The organism is Streptomyces sp. CRCS-T-1 (assembly GCF_024442335.1).
GTDB lineage: Bacteria > Actinomycetota > Actinomycetes > Streptomycetales > Streptomycetaceae > Streptomyces > Streptomyces koelreuteriae.
The window spans coordinates 8311183-8326835 of the sequence record NZ_CP101651.1; the positions used below are offsets into that span (position 1 = coordinate 8311183).

15 protein-coding genes are annotated in these 15653 nt (G+C 72.2%); 8 read left to right on the forward strand and 7 right to left on the reverse strand.

Features of this window, described 5'->3' with window-relative positions; translation table 11 throughout:
• Window positions 1-264 precede the first annotated feature (264 nt).
• Complete coding sequence (locus tag NNW99_RS39015; protein WP_215123868.1) at window positions 265-948, forward strand: chaplin; 684 nt, start codon at window positions 265-267, stop codon at window positions 946-948.
• A 565-nt stretch (window positions 949-1513) separates the two neighbouring features.
• Here the strand turns inward: NNW99_RS39015 and NNW99_RS37575 are convergent.
• The 3 genes from NNW99_RS37575 to NNW99_RS37585 form a co-directional block, all read right to left on the reverse strand.
• Window positions 1514-2248, reverse strand: coding sequence for a class I SAM-dependent methyltransferase (locus NNW99_RS37575; protein ID WP_215123869.1), 735 nt, complete (start codon window positions 2246-2248; stop codon window positions 1514-1516).
• Window positions 2249-2254: 6 nt separating this feature from the next.
• A complete protein-coding gene (locus NNW99_RS37580) occupies window positions 2255-6496 on the reverse strand; it encodes an aminotransferase class I/II-fold pyridoxal phosphate-dependent enzyme (RefSeq protein WP_215123870.1) in 4242 nt (1413 codons plus the stop codon).
• 133 nt (window positions 6497-6629) lie between these two features.
• Window positions 6630-7115, reverse strand: coding sequence for a nucleoside deaminase (locus tag NNW99_RS37585; protein ID WP_215123871.1), 486 nt, complete (start codon window positions 7113-7115; stop codon window positions 6630-6632).
• A gap of 120 nt (window positions 7116-7235) precedes the next feature.
• Here NNW99_RS37585 and NNW99_RS37590 point away from each other — a divergent pair, with 120 nt between their 5' ends.
• Window positions 7236-8159, forward strand: a complete 924-nt coding sequence (locus NNW99_RS37590) for an NAD(P)-dependent oxidoreductase (RefSeq protein WP_215123873.1) — start codon at window positions 7236-7238, stop codon at window positions 8157-8159.
• A 120-nt stretch (window positions 8160-8279) separates the two neighbouring features.
• Here NNW99_RS37590 and NNW99_RS37595 read toward each other — a convergent pair whose 3' ends face one another.
• Together NNW99_RS37595 and NNW99_RS37600 are read right to left on the reverse strand one after the other, a co-directional pair.
• Window positions 8280-8543, reverse strand: a complete 264-nt coding sequence (locus NNW99_RS37595; protein WP_184595905.1) for a GlsB/YeaQ/YmgE family stress response membrane protein — start codon at window positions 8541-8543, stop codon at window positions 8280-8282.
• Between the two features lie 160 nt (window positions 8544-8703).
• Entirely contained in the window at window positions 8704-9144 is a 441-nt protein-coding gene (locus NNW99_RS37600; RefSeq protein ID WP_215123874.1) for an SPW repeat protein, read from the reverse strand.
• A gap of 228 nt (window positions 9145-9372) precedes the next feature.
• Between NNW99_RS37600 and NNW99_RS37605 the strand changes: the two genes are divergently transcribed.
• The 4 genes from NNW99_RS37605 (at window position 9373) to NNW99_RS37615 (ending at window position 11733) form a co-directional block, all read left to right on the forward strand.
• Window positions 9373-9552 carry a hypothetical protein gene (locus tag NNW99_RS37605; RefSeq protein ID WP_215123876.1) on the forward strand — a complete coding sequence of 60 codons (180 nt, stop codon included), beginning with the start codon at window positions 9373-9375 and terminating at the stop codon, window positions 9550-9552.
• A gap of 98 nt (window positions 9553-9650) precedes the next feature.
• Window positions 9651-9728, forward strand: coding sequence for a putative leader peptide (locus NNW99_RS39270; RefSeq protein WP_351405193.1), 78 nt, complete (start codon window positions 9651-9653; stop codon window positions 9726-9728).
• A gap of 151 nt (window positions 9729-9879) precedes the next feature.
• Window positions 9880-10434, forward strand: coding sequence for an NADPH-dependent FMN reductase (gene ssuE / locus NNW99_RS37610; RefSeq protein WP_215123877.1), 555 nt, complete (start codon window positions 9880-9882; stop codon window positions 10432-10434).
• A gap of 99 nt (window positions 10435-10533) precedes the next feature.
• A complete protein-coding gene (locus NNW99_RS37615) occupies window positions 10534-11733 on the forward strand; it encodes a serine hydrolase (protein ID WP_215123879.1) in 1200 nt (399 codons plus the stop codon).
• On the opposite strand, the gene NNW99_RS37620 is transcribed toward NNW99_RS37615, so the two are convergent.
• Together NNW99_RS37620 and NNW99_RS37625 are read right to left on the reverse strand one after the other, a co-directional pair.
• Window positions 11730-12779, reverse strand: coding sequence for an acyl-CoA dehydrogenase family protein (locus NNW99_RS37620; RefSeq protein ID WP_215123880.1), 1050 nt, complete (start codon window positions 12777-12779; stop codon window positions 11730-11732). The genes NNW99_RS37615 and NNW99_RS37620 overlap by 4 nt on opposite strands.
• Window positions 12780-12834: 55 nt before the next feature.
• Window positions 12835-13938 (reverse strand): substrate-binding domain-containing protein, encoded by a 1104-nt coding sequence (locus tag NNW99_RS37625; RefSeq protein WP_215124599.1) that lies wholly within the window; start codon window positions 13936-13938, stop codon window positions 12835-12837.
• 76 nt (window positions 13939-14014) lie between these two features.
• On the opposite strand from NNW99_RS37625, the gene NNW99_RS37630 reads away from it, so the two are divergent.
• Window positions 14015-14452 (forward strand): MarR family winged helix-turn-helix transcriptional regulator, encoded by a 438-nt coding sequence (locus NNW99_RS37630; RefSeq protein ID WP_215123882.1) that lies wholly within the window; start codon window positions 14015-14017, stop codon window positions 14450-14452.
• Between the two features lie 210 nt (window positions 14453-14662).
• Window positions 14663-15553 (forward strand): glycoside hydrolase family 19 protein, encoded by an 891-nt coding sequence (locus tag NNW99_RS37635; protein ID WP_215123883.1) that lies wholly within the window; start codon window positions 14663-14665, stop codon window positions 15551-15553.
• The last annotated feature ends 100 nt before the right edge of the window (window positions 15554-15653 follow it).

The following is a 15653-nucleotide window of genomic DNA, read 5'->3' on the forward strand; positions in this document are numbered from 1 at the left end:
CAGGGGCGCCCCACAGCGGACCGGGACGGCGCCCTCGCCCACCATAAGCGGGCCCCGGAAGCGGCGCCTCCGGGCAGGTGGGGCCCGCTCGAAGCGGCTCGGGGCGCGCTGCCGCGTGGCACATACGAAGGGCTTTACCGCTAGTTCGACAACCGGGCCGCTCGATGGAGTGAAAGGCCGATAAGCCATAACTCGGATCGTGCGCCCCGCGTTCTATCCCGTGCGGGTGAGTGCCCGCGACGATGTCTGGAAGGCAGGGAACCTATGAGAAGGGTTACCCGAAACGGTGTGATCGCCGTCGCCGCCGCCTCGGGCGCGATGGCCCTGGCCGTCCCCGCGTACGCGGATTCCGCGGCGGACGGATCGGCGGCAGGTTCGCCAGGGGTGGTCTCCGGCAACACCGTTCAGCTACCGGTGCATGTCCCGGTGAACGTGTGCGGGAACACGGTGAACGTGGTGGGGCTCCTGAACCCCGCCGCGGGCAACAGTTGCGCGAACAAGGGCGACGGGCGGGCGGGCCGGCCGGGCAAGCCCGGCGGTGCGGTCGCCGAGGGCAGCGGAAAGGATTCACCGGGTGTGGTCTCCGGCAACGGCGTACAGCTCCCGGTCGATGTCCCGGTCAATGTGACCGGCAACAGCGTGAACGTGGTCGGCATCGGCAACGCGGCGGCCGGCAACGAGTCCTCGAACACCCCCGGCGACCGGCCGGTCCGCCCCCACCAGCCGCCGAAGCCGACGGCCCCGAAGCCGTCCGTCCCGCCCCGGGCCCACCCGGCCCCCGACCCCGCCCCCGCTCCGGACTCCGCGCCGCGGGCCACGGGCGCCCTCGCCCACACGGGCTCGGACCACACCCTGCCGGCCGTCGCGGCGAGCGCGGCGCTGGTGCTCGGGGGAGTGGTGCTGCGCCGGAGGTTCCGCCCGGCGGCGGAGGCTTCGCAGCGGCGCTGAGGCCGGCGTAGCCCGCACGCGATACCCCTCCCGGGCCCGGTGACGGCGGCGCCCTCGCGGCCCCAGCCGGTCGGTGGCAGGCGACACCGAACCCCTCAGGCCCGGGAGCCGGGCACCCGGGCGGCACTGCCGGGTGGTGGCCGACGCGAGGGCTCCCGGGCGGGAAGCCGCCGACCCTCGCGGCCCCGCCGGTCGGTGGCAGGCGACACCGAACCCCTCAGGCCCGGGAGCCGGGCACCCGGGCGGCACTGCCGGGTGGTGGCCGACGCGAGGGCTCCCGGGCGGGAAGCCGCCGGCCCTCGCGCTTCCGCGGACGGCGGCATGCGACGCGGCTCCGGGGCCCGAGGGCTTCGGAGCCGCGCCGCGTGGGTGACGGCACGCGACACTGCTCCCGGGCCCGGAAGCTGTGGCGCGCTGTGTCTCCGCAGCGGCAGCGCCGCGCCCACCGTGCTCCCGGGCCTGGTAGGGCGCTGCCCTGAGCCCGCCGGACCTGCCGGGGCCGCGGACCGGCGGGTGGCCCCGGCCGCGGCAGCGTCGTAGGAGCGCCCTCGGCGACCGCTGGTCGTCAGACCGGCTCCGCCACCCCCGTGAGCAGCACCATCCCCGAGTCGCCGTAGTTCGGCAGGGTGTGGTCGGGGTCGATGTGGGTGACGTCCAGGTCGCGGGTCAGGGGCGTGAAGACCTCGGTGACCGTCGTCGGGTTCACCGGACAGCCCGGCCAGTGGGACGCCGGGCCGATGCGGTAGGTCGGCAGGTTCTCCATGAAGGCGGCGACCAGGTGGCCGCCCGGTGTGACCGTGCGGACGAAGGTGCGGCAGAAGTCGGCGAACTCGGCGAAGTCCTCCGTGGCGCCCTCGGCGACGAAGTGCATGGAGGCGAGTTCGTAGAAGCCGGGCGGCAGGGACCGGACGTCGGCGTGGACGACGTTCACCGGCGCCAGCGCCCCGGCCAGGGTCGCCGGCACCTCGGGGTTGAGCTCCCGGCACAGCGCGTGGAAGGGAATCCAGCTCGCGTCGAGGCGGTGACAGATCTGCTCCTGGAGATAGGCGACACTGCTCGCCCCCGCCTCCACGGCGTCGATCCTGCGGCACGCGGCGGACGCCAGGATCAGGGGATAGAGGTTGGGGCCCGCCCCGAACTCCACCGAGCGGGTGATGCCGCCGGGCGGAAAGCGCCGGTAGAAGGCGCTGTGGTGCGCGATGATCGCCGCGTCCGAGGGATGCACCTCGCGGTAGTTCTCCGCGAGGTAGTCCGCGACCGGCCAGCGGTCCCAGTCCACGTCGTCGTTGTGCGTCGTCATGGCCGTTCAGCCCTTCAGCCGCAGCGGGAATCGCTCGGACAGCCGGGTCAGGGTCCCGTTGAGGTGATCGATGTCGGCGTCGGAGTTCAGCGCGGTGAGCTGGACGCGGAAGCCCACCCGGTCACGGGGGACGAGGGGGTGGGCGGCGAGCGTCACGTAGACGCCCTCCTGCCAGAGGAACGCCGCCACCGCGTCCAGGTCCGCGGGGTTTGCCAGGGGCACCTCCACGATGGGCAGCCGGTCCCGGTTCAGGGTGCGCACGCCCAGGGCGTCCAGGTGATCGAGCACCCGGCCCGTCTTGCGGTACAGCTCGGCACGGATGACGTCGCCCCGGCGCTCGTTGACGTCCAGCCCGGCCAGCGCGGTGGCCAGGGACGCCGTCGGCGACGGACCCGAGTACAGATAGGGAGCCGCCGTGGTCTTCAGCCGGTTCTTCAGCTCCGAGGGCAGCGCGAGGAACGCGAGCAGGGACGAGTACGCCTTGGAGAAGCCGCCGGCCAGCACGATCCCGTCGTAGGACTCCCCGGTGTGCCGGACCACGCAGTTGCCGCGCATGCCGTACGGGCACGACTCGCCCGGCCCGCGCTCTCCGATCACCCCGAAGCCGTGCGCGTCGTCGACGTACAGCGTTGCTCCCTCGGCGCGGCACAGCGCCGCGAGGCCGGGCAGGTCGGGGATGTTGCCGCTCATGCTGTCGACGCCGTCCAGGCACACCAGCCGGGGCGTCCCCGGCGGCACCCCGGCGAGCAGAGCGCGCAGGTCGTCGAGCCGCCCGGCGTGGAAGCGGTGCAGGGTGGCTCCCTGGGCGCGGGCCACCACAGCGCCGTCGTGGATCGTGCGGTGGGCGGTGGCCTCGACGAAGACGTGCCCGTCCTCCGCCAGCGCCGGGATCACCGAGGAGTGGATGAGCGTCAGCGTCGGCAGCAGCAGCGCGTCCGGGGCGCCCAGCAGCGCGGCGAGCCGCTCCTCGATGTCGGGGTACAGCCGCGGGCTGCCCAGCAGCCGTGACCAGCCGGGGTGCGTGCCCCAGGCCCGTACCGCGGGGTCGACGGCGTCCAGGACGTCCGGATCCCGGTCGAAGCCGAGGTAGTTGCACGAGGCGAAGTCGATCAGCCAGTGGTCGCCGCTGCGGATGTGCCGGCCGCGCACCTCGTCGAGCACCGCGTCGCTCATGGGGCTGGTGCGCCGCAGCCGCTCCAGGTCCGCCCGGCGTGCCTCCCGGCGGCCCCGGGCGGAGTCCGTCCGAGGCCGGTGTGTCCGGGGCGGCGCGAAGGGCATGCCGCCGCCCGGCCGCCGCAGCACACGCGCGCTCTGCTCCACCGTCAAGGGCCGGGCGAACAGCCGACCCTGCCCGAAGCGGCACCCCATCCCGGCCAGCAGATCCCGCTGCGCGGCGTTCTCGATGCCGTCCGCGACGACCCGCAGGCCCAGGGTGTCGGCGGTCCGCACGATGCCCTCGACCAGGGCGACCTGCCGGCTGTCGCGGGCGATGCCGTCGATGACCGACTTGTCGATCTTCAGCACGTCGACGGGGAGGTCCCGGAGGCGGGGCAGCGAGGAGAAGCCGGGGCCGAAGTCGTCGACCGCGATGCGCACCCCGAGGTCCTTGAGCGTGTGCAGAACCGGGCGGAGACGGTCGTCATGGTGGAGCAGCGCCGTCTGCGTCAGCTCCAGCTGGAGTGACCCGGGCTCCAGCCCGGGCGTGCGCAGCACCCGGCCGACCTGCTCGACGAACCCGGCGTCGCGGAACTGCCGTGCGGAGACGTTCACGCTGACGTACGGCGGGCGGCCGGGGCCCGGCAGGCGTTGCAGCCCGGCGATGTCGCTGACCGCGTTCTGCAGCACCCAGGAGCCGGATGGGGCGGTGTGCCGGACCAGGGCCTCGAACCCGACGACCTCACCGGCCGTGATGTCCACGACGGGCTGGTAGCGCAGCGCGCGCGCCGGGTCGGCGAGCGCCCGGTCCGGCCGGGACAGGGCGCCGTTCCGCCCGGCCGTGCGGCGGGGAAGCAGTGGGCGGAAGCGGCGCCACTGCCGTTTGCCCGCCGCCTTCGCCGCGTACAGCGCGAGATCGGCGTGGCCCAGCAGTTCCTCCGCGTCCGTGCTGTCGCGCGCGGTGGCCACCCCCACACTCGCGGACACCGTCACCGACGTGCCCGCCAGGTCGAACGGCCGGCCGAGCGTCCGGATCACCTGGGCCGCCAGCAGCTCGGCGTCGATCGGCCGTCTGGCGTCCTCCATCAGGACGGCGAACTCGTCACCGCCGAGCCGGGCCGCGGTGTCGGTGCGCCGCAGCGTCCCGGACAGCCGGTTGCCGACGGCGACCAGCAGGAGGTCGCCCGCCCGGTGCCCCTTCGTGTCGTTGACCTGCTTGAAGTCGTCGAGGTCGATGAAGAGCAGACACGTCAGCGACGACTCGCGGCGACCCCGCAGCAGGGCGCGTTCGGTCCGCTCCAGCAGCAGCGTCCGGTTGGGCAGACCGGTCAGCGCGTCGTGGAAGGCGCGCCGCGTCAGTTCCTTCTCCAGTCGCCGCTGCTCGGTCACGTCCCGCAGGGTCACCACCAGCCCGGACACGGTCCGCTCGTGCCGGAAGTCGCTGCAGCGCACCTCCACCTCGACGCGCCCGTCCCGGCGCCCGACCCACCAGTGGCCGTGTCCCGCCCGCGGCCCGCTCTCCCGTACGGCGGCCAGCTCCCGCGCGGCCCGCTTCCGGTCCACGGGGGCCACCAGCTCCGGCAGCGGTACGCCGACGAGGTCGCCGGTGCCGAGCACGGACAGCGCGGACGGGCTGGCGTACCGGATCGTGTCGTCGGCCTCGAGGATGAGGATGACGTCGGAGGTGTTGCGCACGAGGGTGCGGAAGTATGCCTCGTTCTCCCGCGCCACGACCTCCTGGCGCAGTGAGACCCGCTCCATGGCCAGGCCCGCGTGGGACGCCAGGATCTCCAGGGAGCCCGAGGTCTCGGTGAGCTGCCGCTCCGGTGCGGCGACGAGCAGGACGCCCGGGACCGCTCCGGCCGGCCGGTCCGGCTGGGTCATGGGGCACACCAGGACCGAGGGCAGGCCGTCCAGCCCGGCGGCGATGCCGGGTTCGAGGGCGGCCGTGGTCACCAGTCGGGTGCCGTGCGCCCCGAGGTCCGGGTCGCCCTCCGCCGGCAGCAGCACGGTCCGGTGCGGTACGTCCGGGCCCAGCAGCCGGTCGACCGCCGTACGGCAGGACCGGTCGACCTCCTCCTGCCGGAAGGCCGAGACCAGCGAGGCGGCGGCCCCGCGGAGCGCGAGCTCTCGTGTCACCGCACGGCGATGCGCCACGACCATCCCCGTCAGCCGCAGGATGACCAGCAGGAACAACACTCCCGAGAAGACCGCGATCACGGCGGCGTCCCGCGTCTCGTTGCGCAGCCCCTCGTACAGGAGGATCCCCGGTGCGATCAGCGTGGCCACGGTGAGGACGACCAGCCGACGCGGCGGCGGCAGCAGGGACTCCCGCTGCGGTACGGCGGCGGTCAGCTCGACCATGGACGGGTGCAGCGCGGCGAGGCCCCACGCGGTGTAGAAGACGATCCAGCCGGTGTCCAGCAGGGTGCCCGTCCGCCACAGGTCGTTGAGTTGCAGGATCCCGTACGCGATGTCGAAGCCGAGCAGCGTCACGGTGCCGGCGACCAGCAGCGTCACGGCACGGTGGGGACCGGTGACCCGACTCGGGGTCAGCAGCCGGGCGAGGAGGGCCAGCACGAGGACGTCACCCAGGGGATAGGCGATGCTGATGGCGCGCTGCTGCCATGTCAGACCCTCCACCACCGTCAGCGGCTGCACCAGGTACACCCACACGGGGAGGGCGAGGCCCGCGGTGATGATCAGGGCGTCGAGCAGGCTGGGCAGGTCGCGGTCGGCCCACCGGTGGCGCACCAGGCCCGACAGCCCGATCGCGAAGAGCGGATAGGTGGCGAGGTAGCAGGCGTCGGCGGGGGACGGGAAGGGGTTGGAGGCGTCGAAGTACTCCTCCATCACGTTGTAGTAGGTGTCGCCCGCGATGAAGGTGAGCAGCCCGCCGGCCAGGGCCCACCAGGGCCACCGATGGGCGGGGCGGTGCAGGCGTGTGCCGGTCAGGACGGCGGTTACGCCCGCGAGCCCGATGGCGGCCCACAGGGCGGGACGCGCCGCCGGGACGGTCAGGTAGACGAGGGTGGCCACCGCGACGAGGGCGATGTAGGCGGTCGTCAAGGGCCGTGCAGGCAGCGTAGACATGCGCCTCCCCCCGTTGGGGAGACCGTGGCGTGACGCCTGGTCCAGTTGAATTCGATCGTAGATTCGCCCATCCGGCCCTGCATCTCGGGCGGGCCGCGCCCTTGCAAGGGGGGCCGGGGAATCCCGGGGCGGTTCAGCCGCGCCCGCGATGGAACCGCATGTGCAGCTCCCGGATCCGATCCGTCAGTTCCGGCACCGGACCGTCCACGATCACATCGGGGGCGACCTCGTGGACGGGGAGTGTCCGCACCGGCGGCGCGGGGACGCCCAACTCGCCCAGCCAGGATACGAGTTGCTCGGACGAGGCGACGTAGGCGATGCGTCCCAAGCCGACCCAGGCGTGCGCGGCCGCGCACATCGGGCAGTGCTCGCCGGAGGTGTAGACCGTGGCCGCCGCCCGCTCCTCGGGCGTGAGGTGAGCCGCCGACCAGCGCGCCAGTTCGAACTCGGGGTGCCGGGTGCGGTCGCCCGAGGCCACGCGGTTGTGGTCCTCGGCGAGGACCGTGCCGTCCTTCCCGACCAGAACCGAACCGAACGGTTCGTCCCCGGCGTCCAGCGCCTCGGCCGCGAGCTCCACGCAGCGGCGCAGGTGAGGCAGTTCCGAGTCCTTCACGACCATGGTGCCGGGCCCTTCCTCGAGACGAAGTGATCAACAGGACTGTACGGCGGCATCGACGCCGGCCGCCCCGGATATCCCGGCGGATGTCACATCCACGCCCCTCCGATCCGTCGCACGGACATGACGACGAACCGGAAGAACCAGAGCATCCTCCTCGCCGGCGCGAGCGGTGTCCTCGGCCGGCACATCGCCCACGCGCTCACCGAGGCGGGCCACAAGGTCACCGGACTCGGCCGGAGCCGGGACAACGGCATCCGCGCCGACCTCATGGACCGCGAGGCGCTGCTGCGCGCCGTCGACGGACACCACTTCGACACCGTGATCCACGCCGCGACCGCCCTGCGCAAACCCCCGATGCGCGACCGCGACATGGACGCCACCGACGCGCTGCGCAACCGGGGCACGGCCCACCTCGTCGAGGCCGCCCACGCCACCGGGGCCCGCCGCTTCGTCGCGGAGTCCATGGTCTTCGGCTACGGCTACGGGTATCACGGCGACCGCCCCCTCACCGAGGACGACCCCTTCGGCCCGCTCGGCAGGACACCGCCGCTGGAGCGGCACATCGCCGGCATGCGGACCAAGGAGCGGCTCACCTTCGAGTCGGAGGCGCTGGAGGGCATCGCGCTCCGCTTCGGCCTGTTCTACGGCCCCGGCGGCACCGACGCCCTGCTGCCGCTGCTGCGCAGGCGGCAGTTGCCCCTGCCCCGCGACCGCGACCGGGTGCTGCCGTGGGTGGAACTCACCGACGCGGCCCGCGCGGTGGCCGCCGCCGTGGAACGCGGCAGGCCGGGACAGGCGTACAACATCGCCGACCTGACCCCGCTCGGCTTCCGCGCCCACATCGAGGACGTGGCCGGGACGTTCGGGCTGCCGAAGCCGATGACCGTGCCGCTGTGGCTGATGAGACCCATGTCGTACGCGCACACCGTGATGGCGTCGCGGCTGCGGGTGTCCTGCGCCAAGGCGGAACGCGAACTGGGCTGGACTCCGCGCCACCCCTCCAGCGGCGAGGGACTCGCCGCGATGCGGCGGTCAGGCCGCTGATGCCGGGGGCACCCACAGGCGCACCCGGTGTGCCGGGCCGTCGGGCCGGCACACCGGGTGCCAGATGCTTCCTGATGTCGCGCACGTGCTGTCGATACGCCGTCGTCGCTCACTACGCCGTCAGCGGCCTGCCTTCGAGCGGTCCAGCGCGGCGACGCCGAGCGCGGCGAGACCGATCTGGATGAGCCATTCGACCCAGTCGACACCCTTGGTGTCGGCCACGCCGAACGCGCCGGCGAGTGCGGAGCCGATCAGCGCGGCGATGATGCCGACGACGATCGTCCACAGGATTCCGATGCGCTGGCGGCCCGGGACCACGAGCCGGCCCAGGACGCCGATGACGATGCCGATCACGATGGCACTGATGATGCCGTCGACTTCCATCTCCGCCCCTTCTCCTTGGGATCCCCGCTGCAGTGCTTGTGCCCCCTGGCGGCCGGGACACTCCGGGTGCCGGGCCCCGGGGCCGCGCACCGCGCGGACGCGGACACGGAAGGGCCGGTCCGGGAGCGCGGACCGGCCTTCGTTTCGCTTCCGGCGGGGGCTACGGCTTCGGGGAGGCCTTCGCCGCCGTGCCGGCGCACACCAGACCCAGCAGCACGGCCAGTGCACCGATGATGATGTTGTTCCACACGACCCCGGCGTCCGGACTCTCGCCGACGATCCACGGCGAGACGATCATCCACACCCCGAGGGCGCACATGGCCCAGCTCAGCCCGTACATACGCTCCGGAGCACGAGTGAACCCGAGTGCCAGCATGCCGATCGCGATACCCATGATCAGGTTGTGCGTCACGAGCGACGGCTGGCTGGTCGTGTAGTGGACTATCCACGGGGAGGCCGCGCAGTACAGACCCAGCAGGAACACCGGTCCGTCCACGAGCGCCACATCGCGACCACCGAGCATGCGGGCGTACCGATCCCGCATCTCGGAGGCATCAGGGTGGCTGGTGATGTCACCTCTGGTGGGCGAGACGTTGGCCATGACTCGTCTCCTTCGTCTTACAGGGCGACCGCGTCTGGTGGGGTATGCGGTAAGCGCCGCGTAAGCACAGTCTGCTCTTATTTTTCCTTTATGTGTAGGGGTTGTGCAGGGATGCGGACTCCTACCGGGCGGTACATGTCCGGGCGGATCGCGGGCAACAGGAGGGATACGGCAGTGACCGATCGAGGCCGCCCGGCGGGCGGCGCGGGACAGCGGAGGGCAGTGGACATGTCTACGGCGATCAGCGCGAAGGTGTTGGAGCGGTTCCCGGCGGGAGCCCCGCGCGGATCGTGGCCGGCGGAGGAGTACGCGGCACGCCGCCGCGCCGAGGGCGAGCCCGCCACCGTCGTGATGGACCTGGAGGCGGACGCCTTCCTCGTGGTGGTTCCGTCGGACGACGAGGACTGAATCCGGCCGGAATCCGGAATCCGGGGTCCGGGATACGAGACGAGCCGCGCGTTCCTTGACGGTCCTCGTCCCCCCTTGCGACGATCCATGGCATGACCATGCGACTGGACCTCACGCGGCGACGCCACGTCGACCTGGCACGCGTCTCCAGCGCCTCCTGTCGCGCAGCAGCCTGAGCGTTCCCGCTCGCAGCTTTCCCGTACGCCTGAATTCGTCGCTCTGTCACGCCCGTTGAACGAGGCACACCCGGCAGATCGCGGCTGAATACGGCGTCCCCGAATGCGGCTCTGCCGCGCGCAGTCGCGCCTTCTCCCGGAAAGAGAACCCATGGCCACCGTCCTGTCCGTCTCCGGCAGCCCCTCCGCCTCCTCCCGCACCAGCCGACTGCTGCGCCAACTGGACGAGCGGCTGGCCGCGCAGGGCCATGACGTCATCCCGCTCGACGTCCGCACCATCCCGGCCGAGGCCCTGCTCGGCGCGGACTTCCGCCACCCCGCCATCGTCGAGGCCACCGAACTGTTCGCGCGTGCCGACGGCGTCGTCATCGGCACCCCCGTCTACAAGGCCTCCTACTCCGGTGTCCTCAAGGCCCTGCTGGACCTGCTCCCGCAGTACGCCCTCACCGGCAAGACCGTGCTGCCGCTCGCCACCGGTGGCAGCATCGCCCATGTCCTGGCCATCGACTACGCCCTGCGCCCGGTGCTCACCTCCATGGGGGCGGCCCACACCGTGCAGGGCTGGTTCACCCTCGACAAGGACCTCACCGTGCGGGACGACGGCTCCCTGACCGTCGCGCCGGCCGCCGCCGAGGCACTGGCCCAGGTGGTGGACCAGTTCTCCGCGGCGCTCGGCCGCACCCCGCTGCTGGCCGTGGCGGGCTGACCCCTCCGGCCTTCCAAAGATCAACCCTGGAGGCCGACTTCGGCGTCCTCCGCACCGAGGGGCAGGCCCTGCCCCTCGGTGACCAGGAGGCACACACGCATGAAGCAGCGGACCGCACGCACCGTCTCATTAGCCCTGGCCGTGGCGTTGTCCACCGGCACGGCGGCACTCGCCCCGTCCGCACACGCGGCACAGTCCGGGCACAGCCACGAGGCGACCCGAACAGCCCTGCGGGATCTCGTCGAGAAGGGCGGACTCCCCGGCGTGGCGGCCAAGGTCCGTGACGGCGAGGAGAGTTGGTCGGCCGCGTACGGCCACGCGGACACCGGCACCGGCCGCAAGCGTTCGCCCTCCGACCACTTCCGCGGCGCCAGCATCACCAAGACGTTCGTGGCGACCGTCCTGCTCCAACTGGAGGCCGAAGGCAGACTCAGCCTGGACGACACCGTCGAGTCCTGGCTGCCCGGCCTGGTGCGGGGCAACGGCTACGACGGAAACCAGATCACGTTGCGCCGGCTCCTCAACCACACCAGCGGCATCGCCAACTACACCGACGACCCCGCGTTCCTCCACGGCGCCGCCGGCCCCGGCTTCCCGGAGCACCGCTACGACACCCACACGCCCGAAGAACTCGTGGCGATCGCGCTGAAGTACCCGCCCCTGCCAAAGCCGGAGAAGGCGCCGGTGTACTCCAACACCAACTTCGTCATCGCCGGGATGGTCATCGAGAAGGCGACGGGCCGCTCGTACGCGAAGGAGATCACCCGCCGCGTCATCCGGCCGCTGAAGCTGCGCGGGACGTCCTTCCCCGGAGCCTCGCCGAAGATGCCGAAACCGCACCCCGTCGCCTACTCCCGGCTCCACGAGGAGGCCCCGGACGCCGCGATCCATGACGCCACCGAACAGAACATGACCTGGCTGGGCGCGGCCGGCGACGTCATCTCCACCAGCGGCGACCTCAACCGATTCCAACGGGCCCTGATCAAGGGCAAGGTGCTGCCACCGGCCCAGCTGAAGGAGATGCTCGACGAGGTCCCGTCGGGTCAGGGGCTCGGGTTCGGGCTCGGCGTCGAGTTCGCGGAACTGTCCTGCGGCGTGAAGGTGGTGGGCAAGACCGGCCGTACGAACGGCTCCCTGTCCGCGATGGTGGGCACCCAGGACGGTGAGCACCAGCTGACGTTCAACATCAACGGCGACTGGCTGCCGGACCCGTCGCTCTACGTCGGCGTGATCGAAGCGGAGTTCTGCGGCAAGGTCCCGTCCCGGGACGCCGAACCGTCCCTGACGCCGCTCGGCTAGCCGGAGGCCAGCGCGCCGAGGTGCGTGCGGCGTGCCTCGGCCGTCTGGCCCTGGACCAGCAGGAACATCCCCTCGCGGGCCAGCCGCTGCGCCCGGCTGTCCAGGGCCATGGACCGGCCGCCGCCGGTCACGACCGCCGCGGTCGTGGCCGCGCGCATGAGGTCGTAGGCGCGTGTCTTCACGGCCAGGCGTTCCGGGACGCACTCGTGGGGGACCGGGTGATCGGCCAGCGCGTAGGCCTCCCGCCGGACGTCGTCGAGCCGGGCCCGCAGCGAGCGGGCCGGGTCCTGGCCGTCCGGGGTGTCCGCCACCAGGTCCAGCGCCGCGTCCGCCACCCCGAAGACGGCCGGACTGGCGTTGGCGGCCCTCGGCAGGTCGACCAGGGCGAACTCCTTCTGCGGCACACGCAGCACGACCGCGTCGTCCGGCACCCACAGGCCGTCCAGTTCCAGGGAGACCGTACGGGCGGCGGTCAGCGCCGCGAGCCGCATCGGCGCCGACGGGGACAGCCCCGGCTGCTCACGGGCCTCGGCGAGGACGAACACCACCTCGGCCGTCTCCGTCACACCGGCCAGCAGCATCACGTCGTTCAGGCCCCAGCCGGTGAACCAGGGCACCGTTCCCCCGAAGCGCCAGCCGCCCCGCTCCGGCACCGCCCGCACGGGGACCCGGGGAAAGGCACGGACATGGGCGAACGCGATACCGGCCATCAGCTCGCCGGTCGCCAGCGGACGCAGAAGCTTCTCACGGACGGGCGAGTCATAGGTGGCGAGCAGCTTCACCGGAGTGTGGTGCTGTGTCTGCACGAACCATGTGGAGCAGCACGCCCCGGCCAGGATCTCCGCGGTCTCCCGCGCCACGCCGACGGACGCGCCCGCCCCGCCGTACTCCTTCGGCGCGCCCACCCCGAGCAGCCCCGACCGCTTCACCGCCTCGATGTGACTCGCCGGCACACCCTCCTGGTCGACGCGCTCGGCGTCCGGGACGAGGAGATCGTGCGCCAGCCGCCGCGCGCGGGAGACAAGGGGGTGAGGTGTGGTGGTCATGGGAGAAATTCTCCCGGTCGCACGGCGTGGGGTGCCGATGCGGGGGTGTGTCGTTTCAAAGACGTACGTCGAGCTCGGTGAGCACATCGAAGTCGAGGCCTTCGGCACGGGCCAGATAGATGCGCTGGCGCACATGACTGTCCCGCAGACGCAGCAGCCCGCGCGGGCCCTCGTACGACACCGCGCCCGCCGCCGCGCCGATCGCGGAGACGTCCAGCGTCCCGGCCCGCCGCAGCAGCGCGGCCAGCAGCAGCACGCCCTCGTAGCAGGACTCGCCGAGGCTGCCGAGGGCGGGTGCCTCGACGCCGTAGCGGGTGGCGTACCGCCCGTGGAAGTCGAGGGTGTCCCCGTTGGCCAGGGAGGCGAAGAAGCCGGCCGTGCTGTAGAGGTCCTCGGTGGCCGCCGGGCCGCTCGCCATCAGCATGTTCTCGTCCATCAGCGTGCTCAGCCGCAGACAGCGCGCGTGCAGGCCGTGCGCCGCGAACGCCCGGTTGAAGCGCACCGCGTCGCTGCCGACGAGCAGCATCAGCACCCCGTCGGCGTCCGCTTGCTCGACGCGGCGCAGCACCGGCACGAAGTCGTCGGTGCCGAGCGGGAGATAGGCCTCACCGGCGACACACCCGCCGGACGCGCGGGCGTACCCCCGGGCCGCACGCGCCGTGCGCCGCGGCCACACATAGTCGTTCCCGACGACGAACCACCGCCGCACCCCGCGCTCGCGCGCCAGCAGGTCCATCGCGGGCCGCAGTTGATCGCGCGGGGTCTCGCTCGTCAGGAACACGCCCGCCGTGTCCTCCCCGCCCTCGTACAGCGCCGTGTACACGTACGGGACGCGGTGCGCGATCCTCGGCGCCAGCGCCCGGCGCACCGAGGAGATGTGCCAGCCCGTGACGCCCTGCACGACGCCCAGGTCCACCAGGGCCTCCACCTGCCCGGCGACCTCGTGCGGCGGGCCCGAGCCGTCGACGGGCACCAGGCGCAGCTCCCTGCCGAGGACGCCGCCGTCCCGGTTGACCTCCTCGGCCGCCAGCCGCGCGCACAGCTCGCACGTCGGCCCGAAGATCCCGGCCGGCCCCCGCAGGGGGAACACGAGGGCCACGCCGAGCACGGAGTCGTCGGCCGTGAACCACTCGGGCGCGGGGAGGTCGTGCCGGAACATGGCGTCATGATTCCGGCTCCACCGTACGAACTCCAGTGCGTCTCTTACCATGGACGCACCTCTAGCTAGGAGCGGCATGCCCACCCCACCCCCGCGTCGGTCCGACGACCTCGTGCAGTCGCTGACGCGGGCCGAGCGGCTCGCGGCGCGGCGGTTGCAGGCCGTTCTGGAGGAGGAGGGCTGCTCGCTCGACGCGTGGCGGGTGCTGGCCCTGCTGTCCGACGGCGAGGGGCACCACATGACGGCGATCGCGGAGGCCGCCTTCCTGCCGCCCCCGACGCTGACCAAGCTCGTCGACCAGCTCGTCGACCAGAACCTGGTGCACCGCCGGGTCGACCCGTTCGACCGCCGCCGCGTCCTCGCCCATCTCACTCCGCGCGGCCGAGAGTACTGGCAGCGCGTCGACGAGGCGGTCCGCGCCGGCCGGCCCACGCTCGGCGACGGTGACGACGAACTGCTGCGGTCCCTGCTGGACCGACTCACGGCGACGCTGGGCGAGTCGGCCCACGTGTGAGCCCCCGGCACCTCCGACACCCCTGACACCTTTGACATCGTTGACTGGTCTACACCCTTGACTGGTACAGACCAACGCGGTTGAGTGTGCCTCCACACCCCCCACCACGGCCGCCCCCACGCCGTGACCGGCCCGGCCGGCGCGTGCGCCAAGGCCCTGCTCCGCCCTGCCTTGCCGGGTGCGGCCGTGCTCCGCAAAGGAGTCGATCCCGTGTCGAGACGCCGTCTGTCCGCAGTCCTGGTCACCCTCGCCCTCGCGGGCACCGCCCCGGTGCTGCTTCCCGCCTCCCACGCCTCCGCCGCCGCCTGCTCCAGCTATCCGAGCTGGGTGGCGGGCAAGTCGTACGCGGCCGGCGACATCGTCCGTTACACCGACGGCAAGGCGTACATCGCCGAGCACGCCAACCCGGGCTACGACCCGGTCATCAGCACCTGGTACTGGGAGCCGTACGCCTGCGACAGCGGGCCGGGCACGCCCAACGCGCGCTTCGTCGTCACCGAGGCGCAGTTCAACCAGATGTTCCCGAACCGGAATTCCTTCTACACGTACAGCGGGCTCACCGCGGCTCTGAGCGCCTACCCCGGCTTCGCCAACACCGGCAGCGACACGGTGAAGAAGCAGGAGGCCGCCGCCTTCCTCGCCAACGTCAGCCATGAGACCGGCGGCTTGGTGCACGTGGTGGAGCAGAACCAGGCCAACTACCCCCACTACTGCGACTGGAGCCGCCCCTACGGCTGTCCGGCCGGACAGGCCGCCTACTACGGCCGCGGTCCGATCCAGTTGAGCTGGAACTTCAACTACAAGGCCGCGGGCGACGCGCTCGGCATCGACCTGCTGGGCAACCCCTGGCTGGTGCAGAACGACTCGGCCGTCGCCTGGAAGACGGCCCTGTGGTACTGGAACACCCAGACCGGCCCCGGCAGCATGACCCCGCACAACGCCATGGTGAACGGCGCCGGCTTCGGCCAGACCATCCGCAGCATCAACGGCTCCCTGGAGTGCGACGGCAAGAACCCGGCGCAGGTGCAGAGCCGCGTCAACAACTACCAGCGGTTTACACAGATCCTCGGGACATCACCCGGCGGCAACCTCTACTGCTGACGCCGGACCCCGGGGCGTGGTGTCATACGGGATGTCATGCACCTGATCAGTCTTCAGCTGGTCAGTCTCGATCGGTCCTGATCAGTCCGATGAAGGGCAT